At 69.0% G+C, this 19,430-nt stretch carries 15 protein-coding genes; 12 read left to right on the forward strand and 3 right to left on the reverse strand.

Going from position 1 to position 19,430, the window contains the following annotated elements:
* On the reverse strand, positions 1-1,215 hold the full coding sequence (locus ASC93_RS29180; RefSeq protein ID WP_056451232.1) for a DUF4861 family protein: 1,215 nt from the start codon (positions 1,213-1,215) through the stop codon (positions 1-3).
* Positions 1,216-1,523: 308 nt separating this feature from the next.
* On the opposite strand from ASC93_RS29180, the gene ASC93_RS29185 reads away from it, so the two are divergent.
* From ASC93_RS29185 to ASC93_RS29200, 4 genes are all read left to right on the forward strand, one after another.
* Positions 1,524-2,171 (forward strand): class I SAM-dependent methyltransferase, encoded by a 648-nt coding sequence (locus ASC93_RS29185; protein WP_056451146.1) that lies wholly within the window; start codon positions 1,524-1,526, stop codon positions 2,169-2,171.
* Positions 2,172-2,296: 125 nt separating this feature from the next.
* Positions 2,297-3,304: a DUF2156 domain-containing protein gene (locus ASC93_RS29190; RefSeq protein WP_056451149.1), complete on the forward strand. Its 1,008-nt coding sequence runs from the start codon at positions 2,297-2,299 to the stop codon at positions 3,302-3,304.
* 22 nt (positions 3,305-3,326) lie between these two features.
* Positions 3,327-4,910 (forward strand): fatty acyl-CoA reductase, encoded by a 1,584-nt coding sequence (locus ASC93_RS29195; protein ID WP_056451153.1) that lies wholly within the window; start codon positions 3,327-3,329, stop codon positions 4,908-4,910.
* A 229-nt stretch (positions 4,911-5,139) separates the two neighbouring features.
* On the forward strand, positions 5,140-7,527 hold the full coding sequence (locus ASC93_RS29200) for an EAL domain-containing protein (protein ID WP_162251965.1): 2,388 nt from the start codon (positions 5,140-5,142) through the stop codon (positions 7,525-7,527).
* A 17-nt stretch (positions 7,528-7,544) separates the two neighbouring features.
* Here ASC93_RS29200 and ASC93_RS29205 read toward each other — a convergent pair whose 3' ends face one another.
* On the reverse strand, positions 7,545-10,217 hold the full coding sequence (locus ASC93_RS29205) for a PAS domain S-box protein (RefSeq protein ID WP_056451160.1): 2,673 nt from the start codon (positions 10,215-10,217) through the stop codon (positions 7,545-7,547).
* Positions 10,218-10,445: 228 nt separating this feature from the next.
* Between ASC93_RS29205 and ASC93_RS29210 the strand changes: the two genes are divergently transcribed.
* The 3 genes from ASC93_RS29210 (at position 10,446) to ASC93_RS29220 (ending at position 12,837) form a co-directional block, all read left to right on the forward strand.
* On the forward strand, positions 10,446-10,739 hold the full coding sequence (locus ASC93_RS29210) for an H-NS family nucleoid-associated regulatory protein (RefSeq protein WP_056451164.1): 294 nt from the start codon (positions 10,446-10,448) through the stop codon (positions 10,737-10,739).
* Between the two features lie 105 nt (positions 10,740-10,844).
* Positions 10,845-11,993 carry a galactonate dehydratase gene (dgoD, locus tag ASC93_RS29215; protein WP_056451165.1) on the forward strand — a complete coding sequence of 383 codons (1,149 nt, stop codon included), beginning with the start codon at positions 10,845-10,847 and terminating at the stop codon, positions 11,991-11,993.
* Between the two features lie 70 nt (positions 11,994-12,063).
* Complete coding sequence (locus ASC93_RS29220; protein ID WP_056451168.1) at positions 12,064-12,837, forward strand: SDR family oxidoreductase; 774 nt, start codon at positions 12,064-12,066, stop codon at positions 12,835-12,837.
* Here the strand turns inward: ASC93_RS29220 and ASC93_RS29225 are convergent.
* Complete coding sequence (locus ASC93_RS29225; RefSeq protein ID WP_157202175.1) at positions 12,828-15,374, reverse strand: P-loop NTPase fold protein; 2,547 nt, start codon at positions 15,372-15,374, stop codon at positions 12,828-12,830. The genes ASC93_RS29220 and ASC93_RS29225 overlap by 10 nt on opposite strands.
* A gap of 125 nt (positions 15,375-15,499) precedes the next feature.
* Between ASC93_RS29225 and ASC93_RS29230 the strand changes: the two genes are divergently transcribed.
* The 5 genes from ASC93_RS29230 (at position 15,500) to ASC93_RS29250 (ending at position 19,426) form a co-directional block, all read left to right on the forward strand.
* Positions 15,500-16,474, forward strand: coding sequence for a LysR substrate-binding domain-containing protein (locus ASC93_RS29230; protein ID WP_056451174.1), 975 nt, complete (start codon positions 15,500-15,502; stop codon positions 16,472-16,474).
* Between the two features lie 54 nt (positions 16,475-16,528).
* Positions 16,529-17,431 carry a 2-dehydro-3-deoxygalactonokinase gene (locus ASC93_RS29235; RefSeq protein ID WP_056451177.1) on the forward strand — a complete coding sequence of 301 codons (903 nt, stop codon included), beginning with the start codon at positions 16,529-16,531 and terminating at the stop codon, positions 17,429-17,431.
* Positions 17,428-18,033, forward strand: a complete 606-nt coding sequence (locus ASC93_RS29240; RefSeq protein WP_056451180.1) for a 2-dehydro-3-deoxy-6-phosphogalactonate aldolase — start codon at positions 17,428-17,430, stop codon at positions 18,031-18,033. The genes ASC93_RS29235 and ASC93_RS29240 overlap by 4 nt, the downstream gene beginning before the upstream one ends.
* A gap of 92 nt (positions 18,034-18,125) precedes the next feature.
* On the forward strand, positions 18,126-18,518 hold the full coding sequence (locus tag ASC93_RS29245; RefSeq protein ID WP_056451183.1) for a hypothetical protein: 393 nt from the start codon (positions 18,126-18,128) through the stop codon (positions 18,516-18,518).
* On the forward strand, positions 18,515-19,426 hold the full coding sequence (locus ASC93_RS29250) for a hypothetical protein (RefSeq protein ID WP_056451186.1): 912 nt from the start codon (positions 18,515-18,517) through the stop codon (positions 19,424-19,426). Before ASC93_RS29245 ends, ASC93_RS29250 begins: the two co-directional genes overlap by 4 nt.
* The last annotated feature ends 4 nt before the right edge of the window (positions 19,427-19,430 follow it).

Raw genomic sequence — 19,430 nt, forward strand, 5'->3', positions numbered from 1 at the left:
TCAGTGCGCGGACAGGCTCACGTGCACCGGCGCGGCCACGCGCGCGGCCTCGTCGGCCACGGTGCGCTGCCACTGCTGCGCCGACCTGATCTCGCCGGCGCGCGTCCAGGCGGCGCCGACGTAGTAGCGCAGCGGCTCGCCGGTCGTGGCCGGGGCCAGCATGAACGCATTGCGGGCGTCGGCGCCGTACGCGTTGGCGCCGGCCGACGGCAGGATCACGGCCACGCCGAAATCGCCGTTCTGCTTTTGCGCGACCCATTGCACGAGCGCTTTCGACGCCTTGTCCTCGACGAACGTGGATTTGGCCTGCTCGCCCTTGTCGGCCGGTTCCTTGTTCAGGCCCACGGCCACCTGCAGCGGACGGCCGCCGGCGAACGTGAAGGTGCTGTCGATGCGGTCGAAGTAGTGGCCCGCGTCCACGGTGAAGCGCTTGACTTCCGCGACCTTGGTGCCGGCCGCGTCCCAGCCGTCGTAGGTCAGCTCGAAGATGGCGCGCACGGGGCCGTTGGCGAGGACGTTCCAGTGCGTGAAGTTGATGCCGGAATAGAGCTTGCCGCCGGCCCAGATACCGGTGCCGCCGGCGCCGAGGGTCGTGCCGACGTTGTACATGTCGATGCCTTCGCCCTCGTCGTGGTGGTAGTGGTCGTGGCCGATGTTGTACCAGCGGTCGACGATCGGGTAGGGCACGCGCTTGAACCAGATATCGAGGCCGCTCGTCTTGAGGACTTCCTTGCCGGAGCCGGCCGGCGCCGGGGCGGCCAGCGCGGGGCCGTAGGTGCGGTGCGCGATCTTGTCGTTTTCCCACGCGAAGTCGTCCAGGCGTTCCGGCACGATGCGGGCCGAGACCCTGGTCGGGAACGGCGGCACGACGGCGTCGCTTTTCTCGACCGTGAACGTGGCGCTCTTTTCGCCGGGCGCGAAGTCGTGCTGGAACAGCAGTTCGCCGTACGCCACGCCGTTGCGCTGCGGGTCCTTCGCCTCCGGCGCCACGTTCGTCACCTGGTGCGGCAGCACGCGGCCGGCGGCGTCCTTCACGACGATGTGCTGGACGCCGGCGTGCGGCAGCGCGTCGTTGACGCTCTTCCACGGCACGGCGATGGTCTCGGACGGGCGCGCGATGGCCAGGTCCTGGGTGACGGTGATGGTCAGGCGCTCGGCGGCGGAGGCCGCGGTGGCGACGGCGGCGAGTGCGAACAGCGACAGGCGAAGGTGCATGGGAAGGTTCATCGTTCGTTCGGTGGCGGTGGAGGGTCTCACGGGAGTATGCCCGACGAGTATCGATTCGGCGCGGCGCGGGTGTCAACGACCGGGCGGCGGCGCGCGGCATTTAGTCAGCGCGTTGAGCGGAGGTATTGACGGCGCTGACCCGCAAAGCCAGTGTTTTGGCTCGCAAGGACAGGGCGCCGCACCCTGGGCGGCGCGTGCTTTCCATTACTCTAATGGTGCTTGCCGTTCATGCAACGGTCTGGCACCGGGAGACACGCGGTAAAAAACAAAGGTCGGAAAGACCGGAAGGGGCAAACATGAGAGACAAGTACAAGTTCGTGGGGCCGATCTACGACTGGCTCAGCGCTTTCTACAGCGGCAAATCGATCCACCGCTGCAAGGTCGCGATGCTGGACAAGCTGCGGCCGGGCGACCGGGTGCTGTTCGCCGGGGTCGGCCACGGCAGGGACGCGGTCCATGCGGCGCGCCTCGGCGCCGACGTCACGGTGGTCGACCTGTCCGCCACCATGCTGAAGAAATTCCAGGCGAACCTCGACCGCGAAGGCGTCGCCGTGCGCATCCGCCAGGTGCACAGCGACATCATGCTCGTCGAGGAATTCGAGCAGTACGACATGGTCGTCGCGAACTTCTTCCTGAACGTGTTCGACCAGGACATGATGCTGCGCGTGCTGGCGCACCTGATCCGCCAGGGCCGCCCGGGCGCCCACATCGTCGTCGGCGATTTCTCGTTCCCGACCGGGAACGTGGTGACCCGCGTCGTCAAGACCCTGTACTGGTACGGGGCCGTCGGCTTCTTCTGGCTGTTCGCCGGGAACGCCTTCCATAACATCTACAACTATCCGGAGTGGATGAAGAAGTTCGGCCTGCAGGTCAGCGAGCAGAAGCACTACAAGCTGCTGGTGCTCGACTGCTACTGGTCGGTTTTGGGCCGCAAGCCGGCCTGAGAGCAACCGTCGCTCCCGCGCAGGCGGGAGCCCAAGTTTGATCGACCGGTGACGCGTCGTCCTTGGGTCCCCGCCTGCGCGGGGACGACGGTGCGGCACGTCCATCGATTCCAACCGGAGCCCACATGAGCCAACACGCTGCCGCGCTGGAGCGGCGCATCGTCGCCGACCTGTCCCATCACGATACGGCCAGGCGCGCCGCCTGCCTGCGCCAGTTCGGCAGCCATGCGCTGTCGTTCTGCACCATGCAGCCGGGGATGTCGTATTTCGACGTGCCCGGCGTCGGCTATATCGCGTACGCGAAGTACTGGGGCATGCGCTTCGCGCTGGGCGAGCCGGTGTGCCCGCCGGACCTGCGCGACGCGATGCTGGACGCCTTCCTCGACCGCCATCCGGACGCCGTCTTCGTCCAGGTGGGCAAGGGCGTCGTCGACCACCTGCACGCCCGCCACGGCTATTACGGCACCCAGTTCGGCAGCGAAGCGCGCATCGACCTCGCCGGCTGGTCGCTGCGCGGCGCGCGCAAGCAGGTGATCCGTACCGCGATCAATGCGGCGCGCCAGGACGGCATCGAGATCCGCGAGGGCGGCTTCGACCACGACGTGCGCCGGATTTCCGAGGCGTGGATCCGCACGCGCCGCTGCAAGAACAACGAGATCCGCTTCCTGATCCGGCCGATGATCGTCGACTACCGCGAAGGCACGCGCTACTTCTACGCCTATCGCGATGGCGAGGCCGTGGGCTTCGTGTTCTTCGATCCGTTATACCGCGACGGGCGCCTCGCCGGCTACGTGCCGAACATCTCGCGCTCGTCCGCCAACTTCCGCCAGGGCCTGTGGTACGCGCTGATGGCGCATGCCATCGCGCGCTTCCAGGAAGAAGGCGTGCCGTTCGTCGACCTGGGCCTGACGCCGCTGATGCTGTCCGATCAGCTGGAGCCGCAGGAATCGCGCCTGCTGCGCGCGACCCTGTCCGTGACCCGCGAGCGGATGGACTTCCTGTACAACTTCAAGGGGCTGGAATTCGCCAAGTCGCGCTTCCAGGGGCGCGTCGAAAAGACGTATTGCTGCCACCGGCACGCGCTGCCGGCCCTCGCCATGACGGCCATGTTCCGCCTGACGCGGATCATCTGAGCCAATATTCACCGGAGACGCCATGACGACATCAATCAACGAGACAGCCGCGGCCGTGCCGGACGTGCGCGCCGCCTACGCCGGCAAGTGCATCCTGCTCACGGGCGCCACCGGCTTCGTCGCGAAGGTCCTGCTGGAAAAGCTGATCCGCACGGTGCCCGACCTGGGGCGCGTCGTACTGCTGGTCCGCGCGGGCGGGCACGGCGACGCCCGCGCGCGCTTCGAACGCGAGATCGCGCCGTCGACCGTGTTCGACCACCAGCGCGTCGTGCGGCCGGCCCGGCTGGAGCGCTTCCTGGCCGAGCGCGTGGAATGCGTGACCGGCGAGATCACGGAGGCCGGCTTCGGCCTGCCGCCCGCGCGTTTCGAGGCGCTGGCGCGCGAGGTGGACGTCGTCGTGAACGCGGCGGCCAGCGTCGATTTCCGCGAACCGCTCGACCAGGCGCTGGCCATCAACACGCTCAGCCTGCGCCACGTGACGGCCTTCGCGCGCGTGGCCGGCGCGCCGCTCGTGCACGTCTCGACCTGTTATGTGAACGGCCACAACCGCGGCGAGATGCGCGAAGAGGTCGTGGCGCCGGCCGGCGCGGCGCGCGACGCGATCCCGCTCCACCGCGACGGCTGGTACGACGTCGACGCCCTGATCGATTCGCTGCAGCGCAAGATCGAACGGGTGCGCTCCAGCTGCGCCGACCCGGAACGGCTGCGCCGGCGCCTGACGGACCTCGGCATCGCCCAGGCCCAGCGCCACGGCTGGAACGACACCTACACGTTCACCAAATGGCTCGGCGAGCAGGTCGCGCTGCGCGTCATGCACGGGCGCATGCTCACGATCGTGCGCCCGTCCATCATCGAAAGCACGCTGCGCGAGCCGGCGCCCGGCTGGATCGAGGGCGTCAAGGTGGCGGACGCCGTCATCCTCGCCTACGCGCGCGGCAAGACGAGCTTCTTTCCCGCGCGGCGCGACGGCATCATCGACATCGTGCCCGTCGACCTGGTCGCCAACGCGATCGTGCTGGCCGGCGCGGAAGCGCTGTCCGGCGCGCCGCGCCACCGCATCTACCAGTGCTGCAGCGGCTCGACGAATCCGCTCGCGCTCGGCGAACTGATCCGCCTGCTGCAGGCGGAAGCCAAGCGCAACTGGCGCAACTACGACCGCCTGTTCCATGCCGAGCCGAAGCACGATTTCCGCACGGTCGGGGAGGGCACGTTCCGCTTCGTGCTGGGCGCGTTCGGCCTCGGCGCCACCGCGTGGAACGGCCTGCGCCGGCTCGCGGGCGCGCCGGGCGCCACGCGCGCGCTCGACAAACTGCGCACCACGCGCCTGCTGGCGCTGACGTTCGCCTTCTACGCGCATCCGCGCTGCCGCTTCCACAACGCGGGGCTGCTGGCGCTGGCCGCGCGCTGCGGGGAGGAGGCGCGGCGGCTGTATCCGGTCGATGCGCGCCTGATCGACTGGGAAGACTACCTGTGCCGCGTCCACATGGCGGGACTGAACCGCTATGCGCTGCGCCGGCGCGATGCCGTGCCGGACGAGGCGGCCGCCGCGCAGGCGGACGCGGGCGCCGGCGCGGGGACGCTGGCGGCGCCGCAGGCAGTGCGCTGACGGAGGCCGGACCGGGCGTCCGGCGTCCGGTCCGAAGGGACCGGTCTTTGCCAAAATTATGCAACTAACCGACATGTGCTCAGCCCCAAAAAGAAAACCCGCAACCAGGCCCGGCGGGACCCGGCACCTTGCAGCCTGAATATGGCGCCCCATACTTTACGACTGCGCTATGATATTTGCCCGCCGGACGACATCCGAAGCAGCCCCGGCAGGTTCTCAGGAGGAGCCCGTGAACCTTTCGCCTTTGCCCCTCGCGGTATTCGTCGTCGACGCGACGGGGGCCATCACGAGCTGGAACCGCGCCTGCGAAAAGCTGGCGGGCTACGACGCATCCGCTATCCGCAACCGCGGCCTCGACACCATCATCGCCTTCGACGACGCGTCCGCCGTGACGGCCATGCGGGACCGGGCCAACGCCGATTCGACGGGCGAGCTGATCTGCGCGGACGGCCACCGGGTGCCCGTGCGGGTGACGGTGGCGCCGCAGTCGCTCGATCCCGACCAGCCCGGCAGTTTCAGCGTGATCATCGTGCCGCGCTCCGGCCTGGCGCCGACCCGCTACGCGCTGATCCAGGACCTGCCCATCGCCGACATCATCGAAGAACTGCCCTGCGTGTTCTACGTGGTCGACCAGAGCGGTCATCTGCTCCTGTGGAACCACCAGCTGGAAGCGGCGCTCGAACTGTCGAGCGAGGATCTGCCGACGTTTAACGTCAAGAATTTCTTCGACGAGCGGGCCCAGGCGGGCATCGTGCAAAAGATCCTGGAAGCATTCGACCGCGGCGCGTCGTCCCACGAAGCGGAAGTCGTCGGCCGCCAGGGCAAGCGAACGCCGTTCCTGTTCCACTGCGCCCGCGCGAGCCTCGGCAGTTTGCCGGTCGTGTTCGGCACCGGGCTGGACATCTCGGCGCGCAAGGAAGCCGAGCACGGCCTGCGCGTGCGCGAGCGTGCCATGTATGCGAGCGTCAACGCCATCGTGATCACGTGCTGCGTCGACGCCGACAATATCATCGAGTACGTGAATCCCGCGTTCGAACAGATCACGGGCTACACGCTGGCCGAGGTCAAGGGCAAGAATCCGCGCTTCCTGCGCGTCGACGACTGCGACGTGGAGGAGCGGCAGCGGATCCACGGCGCGCTGGCGCGCCAGGAAAGCGTGCGCGCGATCGTGCGCAACCGGCGCAGGAACGGCGAGATCTTCTGGAACGACCTGCGCATCGACCCGGTCGCCAGCATCGACGGCGAGGTCACGCACTTCGTCGCCGTGATCAACGACATCACGGAGGCCCGGCACTACGAGCGCCGGCTGCAGCACCTGGCGCACCACGACGGGCTCACGGGCCTGGCCAACCGGACCTTGCTGCAGGAGCGCCTGAAGGCCGCGATCGATGCCGCCGCGGCCCACCACAAGCAGGGCGCGCTCGCCTTCCTCGACCTCGACAACTTCAAGCACATCAACGACACCTTCGGCCACGAAGCCGGCGACGCCGTCCTGCGCGAGATCGCGGCCCGGCTGCGCGACAGCATGCGCGAGGACGACACGGTGGCGCGGCTGGGCGGCGACGAGTTCGTGCTCGTGATCGCCGAACAGCCCGACGTGGCGCAGCTGGCCGGGCTCGTCGAGCGCATCCGCCAGAGCGTATCGGCGCCGATCCACGTGGGCGGCAAGGAGATCCTGCCCGGCACGAGCATCGGCGTGAGCCTGTTTCCCCAGGACGGCCGCACGGTCGACCACATCATGCGCGCCGCCGACGCCGCCATGTACCACGCCAAGACGCTCGGCCGCAACAACGTGCAGTTCTACTCGGTCGAGCTGAACCAGGTCGTGCACCAGCACCTGCTGCTGGAAGCGAGCCTGGCCCGCGCGATCCGCAACCGCGAGCTGGTGCTCGGCTACCAGCCCAAGGTCGACCTGCGCACCGGCAAGGTGGTCGGCGCGGAGGCACTCGTGCGCTGGCAGCATCCGGTCGACGGCATCATTCCGCCGGACGTGTTCATTCCCGTGGCCGAACAGACCGGGCTGATCGTCCCGCTCGGCGACTGGGTGCTCGATGAAGCATGCGCCACCTTGCGCACGCTCGGCGCGCTGGGGATCGACGATTTCACGATCGCGGTGAACCTGTCGGCGCGCCAGTTGCGCCAGCGCCGCTTCGTGCACCGCCTCGCGGACACGCTCGCGCGCTACGGCGTGGCCGCCCACCGCCTGGAACTCGAAGTGACGGAAAGCCAGCTGATGGACCACCCGGAGGAAGCGCTCGAAGCGCTGGCCCAGCTCAAGCTGCTGGGCGTGCGCCTGTCGATCGACGACTTCGGCACGGGCTATTCGAGCCTCAGCCACCTGCAGAAATTCCCCGTCGACTGCATCAAGATCGACCGGTCCTTCCTCGGCGGGTCCACCGACCTCCACAACGGCCACGCCGTCATCACGCGCGCCATCATCGCCCTCGGCCACAACCTCAAGCTGCAGGTGATCGCGGAAGGGGTCGAGACGCACGAGCAACTGAAGTTCCTGCGCGACCACGACTGCGACCAGATGCAGGGCTATTATTTCAGCGCCGCCATCGCGCAGGACGGGTTGCAGGAGATGCTGCGGCGCGATACCCGCCTCGCGCTGTAGCCGGCGCCGGCGGCGGGTCAGACGTATTCGCCCATGTGCAGGATCGCGTAGGTGTGGCGGCCCGCTTCCTTGGCCGCGTACAGCGCGCGGTCGGCCGTTTCCATCAGCGCGCGCGGGTCGAGGCCGCCGCCCGACGCCAGGCCGACGCCGATCGTCGTGCCGACCTCGAGCGTGTGCGCGCCCAGCACGAATGGCTCGGCAACGGCGTCCAGGATCTTGCGCGCGACGCGCTCGACGTCGGCCTCGCTGCGCACGTCGTGCAGCAGCACCGTGAATTCGTCGCCGGCGAGGCGCGCCACGAGGTCGGACGCGCGCACGGCGGCGCGCAGGCGGTGCGCGAATTCGACGAGCACGTCGTCGCCCGTCGCGTGGCCGTAGCGGTCGTTGATCTGCTTGAAGAAGTCGATGTCCAGGTACAGCAGCGCGCAATCGCGGTCGCCCTGGCGCGCGCGGCCGGCGGTGCCGGCCAGCGCCTGCTCGAAGCGGCGCCGGTTCGGCAGCTGCGTGAGCGGGTCCGTATGCGCCAGCGCGTGCAGGCTGCGCTCGTGCATGCGCGAGGCCGTCGCGTCGGTCGTCAGGATGTACACGCCCACCACGCGGCCCGCGCGCATCTGCGGCAGGAAGGTCGAATGGACGATGCGCGTCTGGCTCTTGCGCACGATCTCGTGCTCGCATTGCGACGCGGTGCCGAGCCAGGCCTGTTCCAGCGCCTTGGCCTGCGGGGCGTGGAAGGCCGGGCCGAACGCCTGTTCGACGGTCAGCCCGATCACCTGTTCCGGGCGCACGCCGAGCCACGACGCGTGCACGGCGTTGGCGAAGGCATAGCGGCGGTCGGCGTCGAGGTAGGCGATCAGCACCGGCACGTTGTCCGTGATGGTGCGCAGCCGCTCCTCGCTCTCGGCCTGGCGCAGCTCGCTGAGCTTGCGGGCGGTCATGTCGAAGGCCATCGCGTAGTAGCCGTCCGGGGTGCCGTCCACCGTCCGCTGCGGCACGAACACGCACTGGTAATACAGCTGGCGGCCATTCACCTCGATGACGTCTTCGAACGTACTGCGCTCGCCCGCGTGGACGCGCCGCAGATGCGGTTGCAGCTTGGCGTACTCCGCTTCGGAATACGCGTCGCGCACGTCGTGGCCGATGAGCGACTCGGCCGATTTGCCGTAGAACTGGATGGCGCGGCCGTTCAGGAACACGAACTTGCCGGCCGCGTTGACCTTGCCGATCAGCGCCGGCAGGTTTTCCGTGACGGCGCGCAGCCGCCGTTCGCTCGTTTCCATCTGTTCGCGCGCGGTGTTGCGTTCCGTGATGTCCTGCATGGCGACGACGGCGCCGAGCGCGCGGCCGCTCTTGCTGCGCAGCGGGCGCCCGCTGGCGAGCAGCGTGGCGGCGGGGCGGCCGGCCGGCGCGACCGTCATGGCCTGTTCGCGCACCACCTCGCCGCGCAGCACGCGCGCCAACGGCACCTCGTCGGCCGGCAGCGGCGTGTGCCCGTCGGCTTCGAACAGCGAGTAATACGTGGGCCAGTCGGACGACGTGACGCATTCCTGGCCCAGGCCGTGCAGCATGCGGGCCTTCTTGTTGAACAGCGTGAGGTTGCCCTCGGCGTCGCAGGCGACGACGGCGACGTCGATCGATTCCAGCACGGCGTCCAGCAATTCCTGCTTTTCCTCGAGCTGCTGGCGCGTGCGGTTGCGTTCCGATACGTCGTCGAGGAACGCGCCGACGCAGCGCCGGCCCTGCCATTCGTAGGCGCCGACCCGCATCTCGACGGTGAGGCGGCGTCCGTTCGCCGTCAGCGCGGGCAGTTCGATCCGGCGGTCGACGACGGTGCTGACGCCGGTCGCGAGGAAGCGCGCCATGCCGGCCGTGTGGGCGGCGCGCAGTTCTTCCGGCACGATCAGTTCCGCCAGCGGACGGCCGACGGCCTGGCCGCGGCTCCAGCCGAAGATGCGCTCGGCCGCGGGGTTCCATTCCATGATCCGCCCCTCGCCGTCGGCGCCGACGAAGGCGCTGTACGACGTCGCGACGATCGTGTCGTTCCACGACTGGGCATCGCGCAGCGACGTTTCGGCGGCCTTGCGCTGGGAGGCTTCGGCGGACAGTTCGGCGAGGCGGGTTTCCAGTTCGGCCGTGCGCTGCGCGACCCGCTGTTCCAGTTCGGCGTTGAGCGACTTGAGGCCCTGTTCGGCCATCACGCGCGCCGTCGCGACCCGCGCCTGGTTCAGTTCCACTTCGACCAGGTCGGCGAGGTCGCGCAGGCACTGGCGCTGGCCATCGTCGAAGCGGCGCGGGTTGCGGTCGGCGATGCACAGCGTGCCGACGGCATGGCCGTCGCAAAACAGCGGCTGGCCGGCATAGAAACGGATGTGCGGTTCGCCCCGGACGAGGGGATTGTCGGCGAAACGCGGGGCCAGCGCCGTATCCTCGACGACGAGCATGGCGCGCTGTGCCACGACGTCGCCGCAGAACGCGACGGAGCGGGGCGTTTCTTCGACGTCCAGCCCGCAGCGCGACTTGAACCACTGGCGGTTCTCGTCCACGAGCGTGATCAGCGCGATGGGTACGCCGAACGTCAGCGCGGCCAGGCGCGTGAAGCGGTCGAAGCGGGGCTCCGGCCCGGTGTCGAGCAGGTCGAGCGCGGCCAGGGCCGCGAGGCGTGAAGTTTCGGGTGTCGTCGAGGTCATCAGCATGGCCGTTCCGGAAATATGAACGGCGGCGGGGCAGGGGCCGCAAAAGAAGGCGCCGTCGGGGATTGGGACGGACGCCAGTGAGGAATCGTAACACGTAATGCCTAACAGAAAGTTCAGCGATTGGGCGAATTGTGGCGCGCCGGCTACGTTGCAGTTCACATATCGGCGCGGCCGCAACAGAGTAAAATGGAGGTCCGCGCAACTTTCCTGGCAAAGGACTACCGACCCATGGCGCCGATCGATCTCACCGGTTATGACCTGGCCGAACTGAAAGGTTTGTACTTCGATATCGGACAGGAGCTCCAGCGCCGCGTCCGCGAGGAGCGCGAACAGGCGCGCGCCCGCATCCACGCGCTCGCGGCGGACGCGGGCATCCCGCTGGACGCGCTCGTGCAGAAGGCCTTGCCGCGCTACCGCAACCCGGCCGACAGCGGCCAGACCTGGACGGGGCGCGGACGCCAGCCGCGCTGGATCGCCGAGGCGCTGGCCAGCGGGCGGTCGCTGGACGAGTTCAAGATCTGAATTTCAGGCAGGCGCCGCCCGGCGGCAGGGTCTATATCGGAACTGTATAGGTCTCCCGCGATTGCGCATGCATGCGACGGCACGACCGCGGCTACACTGGCCGCCATGAAAATCACCCGACTCACCACCTACCGCGTCCCGCCGCGCTGGATGCTGCTCAAGATCGAGACCGACGAGGGCGTCAGCGGCTGGGGCGAACCCGTCATCGAGGGCCGCGCGCGCACCGTCGAGGCGGCCGTGCACGAGCTGTCCGACTACCTGGTCGGCAAGGACCCCGCGCGGATCAACGATCTGTGGCAGACGATGTACCGCGCCGGCTTCTACCGCGGCGGGCCGATCCTGATGAGCGCAATCGCCGGCATCGACCAGGCGCTGTGGGACATCAAGGGCAAGGTGCTGGGGCAGCCGGTCTACGAGCTGCTGGGTGGCCTCGTGCGCGACCGGATGAAGACGTACAGCTGGGTCGGCGGCGACCGTCCGGCCGAGCTGATCGCCGGCATCCAGGCGCTGCGCGAAGCCGGCTTCGATACGTTCAAGATGAACGGCACGGAGGAACTGGGCATCGTCGACAGCGCGCGCAAGGTCGACCAGGCCGTCGCCCGCGTGGCCGAAGTGCGTTCGAAATTCGGCTACGAGATCGAGTTCGGCGTCGACTTCCACGGACGCGTGTCGGCGCCGATGGCGAAGGTGCTGCTGCGCGAACTGGAGCCGTTCCGCCCGCTGTTCGTCGAGGAGCCGGTGCTGGCCGAGCAGGACGAGTACTATCGCGCGCTGGCCGACGCCACCGCGATTCCGCTGGCGGCGGGCGAGCGCATGTACTCGCGCTTCGACTTCAAGCGCGTGTTCGACCGGGGCGGCCTGGCCATCGTCCAGCCCGACCTGTCGCACGCGGGCGGCATCACGGAGTGCGTCAAGATCGCCGCGATGGCCGAGGCGCACGACATCGCGTTCGCACCGCATTGCCCGCTCGGGCCGGTGGCGCTGGCGTCCTGCCTGCAGGTCGACTTCGTCGCCCACAACGCCGTGCTGCAGGAGCAGAGCATGGGCATCCACTACAACCAGGGCGCGGAGCTGCTGGATTATGTGAAGAACAAGGACGATTTCCGCTTGAGCAGCGGCTGGATCCGGCCGCTGCCGAAGCCCGGCCTCGGCGTGGAGATCGACGAGGAACGCGTGATCGAGGCGAGCCGCCAGGCACCGGACTGGCGCAATCCCGTCTGGCGCCACGCCGACGGCAGCGTCGCGGAGTGGTAGACCTGCGGGCCCGTGGTGTACGATGCATGGTATATAAAAACATGCATCACCGGGGAAGCGGCAGGAAGCGATGAACGGACGACTCGAAGGGAAGGTGGCGATCGTCACCGGCTCCACCATGGGCATCGGCGCGGCCGTCGCGCGCCGGTTTGCGCGCGAAGGCGCGCGCGTGGTCATCAACAGCCACGTGATCGATGCCGCCGCGCGGGCGCTGCAGGAGGAACTGGGCAGTGCGCGCAGCCTGTTCGTGCAGGCCGACATCACCGACAGCGCCGCGGTGGAACGCCTGGCCGGGCGCGCGCTGGCGCACTTCGGACGCATCGACATCCTCGTCAACAATGCGGGCGTGAACGTATTCGCCGACCCGCTCGAACTGGACACGGAAGGCTGGCGGCGCTGCCTGGGGCTCGACCTGGAAGGCGCCTGGAACGCCTGCCGCGCCGTGCTGCCGGCGATGCTGGCGCAAGGCGGCGGCAGCATCGTGAACATCGCGTCCGTGCACGGCCACAAGATCATCAAGGGCTGTTTTCCGTATCCCGTCGCGAAGCACGGGCTGATCGGGCTCACGCGTTCGCTCGGCGTCGAGTACGCGGCGCGCGGCATCCGCGTGAATTCGATCTCGCCGGGCCTGATCCTGACCGAGCGCATCGAGGCGTGGCTGGCCGGCTTCCCCGATCCGGAAGCGGAACGCCGGCGCCAGGCCGCGCTGCTGCCGTGCGGCTGGATCGGCGAACCGGACGACGTCGCCAACGCGGCGCTGTTCCTCGCCAGCGACGAAGCGCGGTTCGTGAACGCGACCGACCTGCTGGTGGACGGCGGCCGGAGCCAGGTCTATCACGATTGAGCGGCGGACAACCGCATATCGCCGAGGACCTTGTCGACCAGTGAGCGCGCGAGCGACTGGTTGATGCTTTGCGCCCGCCGCGCCGCGGCCAGTTCGTCGAAGGCGCCGCGGTCGTCGGCTTGCCGCGTCGCCGCCTCGTCCAGGCGCGACGTAAAGATGCACACGACGGCGGCGAGGAACTGCAGGTAGGTCGCGAGCTCCTCGTTCAGGGCCAGCACGGTGGCGTCCTGCGCCGGCTGGGGCGCAGGCGCCGCGCGGAACCAGCGCCGTCGCGCGGGCGCCGGCGGCAGCAGCGCGCGGTGGCTGTCGTACAACGCCGCGGCCGTGGGCGCGACGCTGGCGATGCGGTGCACCTGCAGCAGCAAGGCCGCGCGGTCCGGGGACGGCGGCAACCGCTCCGCCAGCGTGCGGAACGCCGCGACCTTGGCGCCGATCTCCGCCTCGACCAGCCGCTTGGCCACGTCGTCGAGCGCGACGGGCGTGTTGCCGCCCGCGTCCTTGGCGGCACGCACCAGGTCCCGCAGCGTCCGGACCAGCTCGCGCGCCAGTCCGGCCGACATGACGTGGCACAGGGCCTGGAACTGGACCGGCAGCGCCACGATGCGTTCTTCCAGCAGGCGCCGCGATTGGGTGAACCGCAGATGGTCGACGATGACCACGTCGTCGAACGCGGAGTCGAAGGCATCGCGGAACGGGAGCCCGCGGCGCTCGAACTGGCTCATCGCGTTTTCGGAGACGGAGACGAGGAAAAACACGTTGTAGACGCCGAACACGACCTTGATATCGTTGAGGAAGCGCTGCGCCTTCTCGTCCGATTCGATCTTGTCGAGCTCATCGATGCCGATCACCACGGTGTCGCGCGCGGCGACCTTGGCGAGGAACCGTTTGTAGGCGTCGACCAGCTCGGGCAGGGTGAGTTGCTGCTGCGCCAGCGAGCGGGCCTGCGTGAGCGAGCCTTCGACGCCCAGCGGCATCTTCAGCGCGCCGGTCCAGCCCAGCGTATAGCTCTGCTGGAACTTGATCTCCTGCAGCCAGTTCAACGCTTCCTGCACGATGTCCGACGGCGGCAACGCGTCGGCCTGCGGCGTCAACGCCCGGCGGATCGAGGCATGCCAGCGCAGCAACCGGCGCCAGGGCAGCTCGAACCTGCGCGGCGCGTCCTCGGCGGGAGACGGGTTCGCGGCCGGGACGCGGGCGGGCATGGTCCGGTGCGCGCGGATCGTCACGGCCACGAGCGCCACCCCGCCGCCGCACAGCAGCGCGAGCGATGCGCCCAGCAGGCTGGCGGGCGTCAGGCCCAGCTCCGCGGCGACCGATAGCCGCTGGGGCGGGGCGGCGCCGGCCGCTGCCGCCGCCGCGACCGGCGATCCGGCCGGTACGGCGGCCGGCCCGTAAGCGCGTCCGATGGCCCACGCAACGCCGATGCTCCAGACGATCGCGCCGGCGAGCAACGCCGTCAGCGCCGCGGTGAACAAGGCGCGCCACACCTCGGCCCCCGAGGCGAGCGCCGGCGCCACATGCCGTTTCCAGTCGGTGCGCTCGTAGCCGGGCGCCAGGCGTTCGATGGTGCGGTGGCACAGCGAGGCGAACAGATGCAGCAGGAAATCCCGCGTCTGGTAATCGACCGGGGCGGCGGTCAGCACGGTCAGGACGTCGCGGTTTCCCAGCCTGGTCTGGCGGTCGTCGCAGACCCACTGCAGCAGGGTGGACTTGCCGGCGCCCCGCGGGCCAGCCACGCCGATGGCCCCGCCGGTGAGGTTTTCCAGCATGAACATCAGGTTGGCGTAGGCGGGCGTGCGGACCATCTGGCTGCGCTGGATGGCCGCCTCCAGCGTGAAGTCGGCGACGAAACCGTGCTCCGTCCGGTAGACGGGACGGAGCCGCTCGTTGATGACCTTGCGCCAGACGTGCGCCGCCGCGTCGACGCCGCGCTGGCGCAGCTTGACCCTGATGGCGTCGATGCGGGCCTGGGTGCCGGCGATGTCGAGGGTGCCGCGCAAATTGACCTGTTCTTTCTTGACGTTGGCGTCGTGGCGGGACGAAAACCAGATCCAGAGGGCGTGGACGACGGCGATCACGGCCGCGATGCCGGCCACCAGCGGCCAGCCGCCGGCCGCGAGCAGCGTGGTCCAGGGCAGTCCGAAGCTGGTGAAAAAGATGGCGTTGATCGGATAGACGACCAGGAAGGCCACCCACCATAATGTGACCAGCGTGCCGCTGCCGTAATAGACGATCGCGAAGCCGAGAGGCTTCTTCCAGCCGGCCGACCGGACCTTCTCGCTGTCGTCCGCGCGCTGCTTCAGCAATTCGTTCCACGTCGCGAACTCGTCGCGCGCCGCATCTTCGATCTCGTCGCGGCCTTTCAGTACCGCTTGCAGCACGCGCCGCTTCGGCGCATCCTCGAGCCCGTCGACGGCGTCGGCGATGTCCTGGTTCGCCTTTTTCGCATCCTCGACAACGCCAAGCAATAAATCGTCGCTCCACTGGCCGGCCATGGGGTGCCTCCCGAAGTTGGTGCTGCGTGATGGTGGATTCATTGTCGCACGAGGTCGCCGGCACCAGCGTCCGGCAACGCCGGAGGCGTGCGGCGCCGATGTTGTTTGACCCTGAACGGATGGGCAACTATCATTACGGAAACTTACGAGGCCCACGCCGCACCGCCATGTCCGATCCCCGTTCCGACCGCTTCGTCCGCGCCTACCTCAAGACGCGCCACCTCGTCCTGCTCGTCGAACTGGGCAGGCACGGGTCGATCATGCAGGCCGCCCAGGCCGCGAACCTGACCCAGCCGGCCGCGTCGAAGCTGCTCGGCGAGCTGGAACATGCGCTGGGCGTCACCCTGTTCGAGCGCCTGCCGCGCGGCGTCGAGCCGACGTGGTACGGCAAGGTGCTGATCCGCCGCGCCGGCGCCTCGCTGGCGGAGATGGACGCCGCCTACCAGGAAGTGATGGAACTGATGTCCGGCCTGCGCGGGCGGGTCGCGGTCGGCGCCATCCTGACGCCGTCGACGACGCTGGTGCCCGCCGCCGTCACCCTGCTCAAGACGCGGCATGCGCGCCTGAACGTGTCGATCGAAGTCAACAGCAGCAAGCAGCTGGTCGAGCACCTGCGCGCGGGCGACCTGGACATCGTGATCGGCCGCGTCGTCGACGGCGCCATCGCCGACGAATTCCATTTCGAGCCGATCACCGACGAGCCGCACTGCCTGATCGTGCGCGCCGGCCACCCGCTGCTGGGCGCGCGCGGCCTCGACCTGGCCGACCTGGCGCGCCAGGCGTGGATCGTGCCGCCGGCCGGCAGCATGGTGCGCGACCGGATCGCGTCGCTGTTCCTCACGCAGGGGCTGGAGCAGCCGGCGGAAACGGTGTCGACGGCCGAACTGCCGGTCGTGACGACGCTGCTGCTGGGCAGCGACATGGTGGCGCCGATGTCGGTGGAACTGGTCAAGCCGTATCTGGACAACGGCCTGCTGGCCGTGCTGCCGTACGAGCTGAACCTGCGCATGGACGTCTACGGCATCATCACCCGGCGCCACCACCAGCTGTCGCCGGCGGCGGAAGCGATGCTGGGCGCGCTGCGCGAGACGGCCACGCGCCCCAAGCCGACGGCGCGCGTCACGTATATCAAATCGGGATAGCAGGGCGCGCACACGCGATGGGTCGGCGCGGCGCATAGCGGGTAGCATGGCGCCATGGATACCTGCGCGCCGACTTCGACCCGCCGCCTGCTCGGCATCGACTGGGGCACGAGCAACCGCCGCGCCTACCTCGTCGATGCGGCGGGCACCCGCCTGGCCGAACGGGCCGACGACCAGGGCATGCTGGCGGCGCGGCCCGATTTCGCCGGTTCGTTCGCACGGCTGCTGGCGGCCATGGACGTCGATGCCGACGTTCCCGTCGTCGCCTCCGGCATGGTGGGCAGCGCCCAGGGCTGGCGCGACATCCCTTATCTCGACATCGGCGTGCCGCTGGAAGCGCTGCCGGACTGCCTCGTTTGCATCGACGACCCGCGCGCCGGGCGGCCCTGCCTGATCGTGCCCGGCTACGCCCAGCGCGGCGCACACGTGGACGTGATGCGCGGCGAAGAAACCCAGCTGCTGGGCGCCGTGGCGCTGGGCCGGCGCGACGGCTGGTTCGTCCTGCCCGGCACGCACAGCAAATGGGTGCTCGTCGAAGACGGCATCATGCGCCGCATCGCCACGTTCATGACGGGCGAGCTGTTCGCGACGCTGTCCGCGCACGGCACGCTGGCGCCGCTGATGACGGGTGACGACGACGACGCGGCCTTCGTCGCCGGCCTGGACGAAGCCCGCCTTGGCGCGCCGCTGTCGAACGCGCTGTTCGGCGTGCGGGCCCGCGTCGTCACGGGCGCCATGCCCGCCGCGCAGGCGCGGTCGTTCGTGAGCGGCCTGCTCGTCGGCGCGGAATTCGTCGCGGCCGGGCGCGCCGCGCCGCTGACCTGCATCGGGTCGCCGGCGCTGCAGGCCCGCTACGCGCGCGCGGCAGGCCATTTCGGCGTGACGCTCGCCGGGCTCGATCCGGACCGCGTGTATTGCGCCGCGCTGGCGCGCTTCCTGGACCGGATACCCTCATGAATCTCCCTGACCTGCCCCTCGTCGCCATCCTGCGCGGCCTCGACCCCAAGGACGCCGCCACCGTCGGCCACGTGCTGTTCGACGCCGGCTGGCGCCTGCTCGAAGTGCCGCTGAACCGGCCGGGCGCGCTGGCCGCGATCCGCATCCTCGTCGACATGGCGCCGCTTGATGCCATCGTCGGCGGCGGCACGATGCTGAGCGTGGCCGACGTCGACGCCGTCGCGCAGGCCGGCGGCCGCCTGTTCGTCGCGCCCAACTGCAATCCGGCCGCGATCGCGCATGCGCGCGCGGCGGGCATGCTGTGCGCGCCCGGTGTCGCCACGCCGACGGAGGCGTTCGCGGCGCTGGACGCGGGGGCGCATGCCCTGAAACTGTTCCCGGCCGAGTCCATCGGCCCCGCCGGACTGAAGGCGCTGACATCCGTGCTGCCCGCCGGGACGCCGTTGTGGCCCGTGGGCGGCGTGACGCCCGAGCAGATCCCCGCGTGGAAGGCGGCCGGCGCGACGGGGGCGGGGATCGGCGGCCAGTTGTTTGCGCCGGGCGTGGCCCCGGACGCGCTGGCCGCGCGCGCGGCAGCGTTTGCGCTGGCCTGGCGCACCTAGTTCTCCTGTGAGGTTGACCTGCCTGACAGCGCTCGTTAGCCTGCTGTTTCAAGCAGCCCAGGCAAGGGCGATCAGCGTGGAGGGGAGCCGTTTTGTTCAGAGTGTCCGATGGATCCATCCAGGGCGTGCGCGACAGCTGTCGGCGTCGTTATATCGATGGCATCCTTCAGTTTCTCCGTGAGCAGTACCCGGCCGTGGTCGCCGAATTGTCCGACACAGTGATCCTGGAACGCATCGAGTGGGGTTTGCGCCGGGTACGCCGATGGGGCGTGAACGACGGCCGGGCCGCCGCCCTGTTCGTCGTGACCCAGTTCGCGGTCGGACCGACCTTCCATCGATACCCGGCATGCGCGGCATTGCTCTCCGACCTGCGGTTGCCGCCGGAGGCGCGGGTGCATGCGCTGTTTCATGCCGACGCGGCCATCCCCTGGACCGACATTGCGCTCGGCCGCGACGACGGCGCCTGGCTGGAGGATGACGCTTGAGCGCGGCGTTCTGCGCCACATGCGGGCAAGCGACCACGACGACATCCGCGGCGTGCAGCGTGGTCAATTGCGGCGGCGCGGCGGCGGCCTGCCCGGCCTGCAAGGGCGTGCTGAAATGTACGGTCTGCGAGCACGCGTTTTGCAAAGCCCACCTGGCCAGTTGCGCGAACTGCAACGGTAATACCTGCGCCTACTGCGCGCGCCAGATGGCAGGGCACAACGCGCTTCTGGACCTGAACTGCTTCGACAAGCTCACCAGCAAGATGGACGAGACCGATATCATCGCGACCTGTCCCCTGGCCTCGACGCTGCCGGCGCCCGACGAATCCATCTTCAATGACTTCTCGCCGCCGATCGAGCTGCTGACCTACTCGCAAAGCCGGGCTGCCGGCGGCAAGGGCGTACGACCCGCAAACGTGCAGGCCGAGCATTTCATACCCAATTCATGCTTCATCGCCGGCACCGGGCGCTCCGGCGCCACGGTCCACGGCGCGGGCAAGTATTCGGAAGGCAAGGCCCTGACCTACTGGGTCGAAGACGACCAGATGGCGGGCACCGAGCACAAATACCTTACCGACCGCGAACGGGCGTTCTGCAACGAGGTCGCAAAAAAGGGGCAGTATCCGACGATCGGGCAGTGGTGCGATTTCATGCAGGCCGTCACGGCGGAGTCGATCGCGGCGCACCGTACCTACGCGGGTAACGTGTCGAACCTGACCACGCAGGAGATCGCGAACAGGCAGGTGCTCGCGGCGCAGCAGGCTGCGTATGCGATTCGCTACAAGATGCAGGCGCATTTCGAGAATAATCTCAAGGCGAGTACGCAAACGTATCTGGCGAACGGCATCGTGGGCGGCAGCGCGCCGCCCAAGGTCGTCACCAAGGCCCAGATATACAAAGACATCTAACCGG

It is taken from the genome of Massilia sp. Root335 (assembly GCF_001425685.1).
In the GTDB taxonomy this organism is placed as follows: Bacteria; Pseudomonadota; Gammaproteobacteria; order Burkholderiales; family Burkholderiaceae_D; genus Telluria; species Telluria luteola.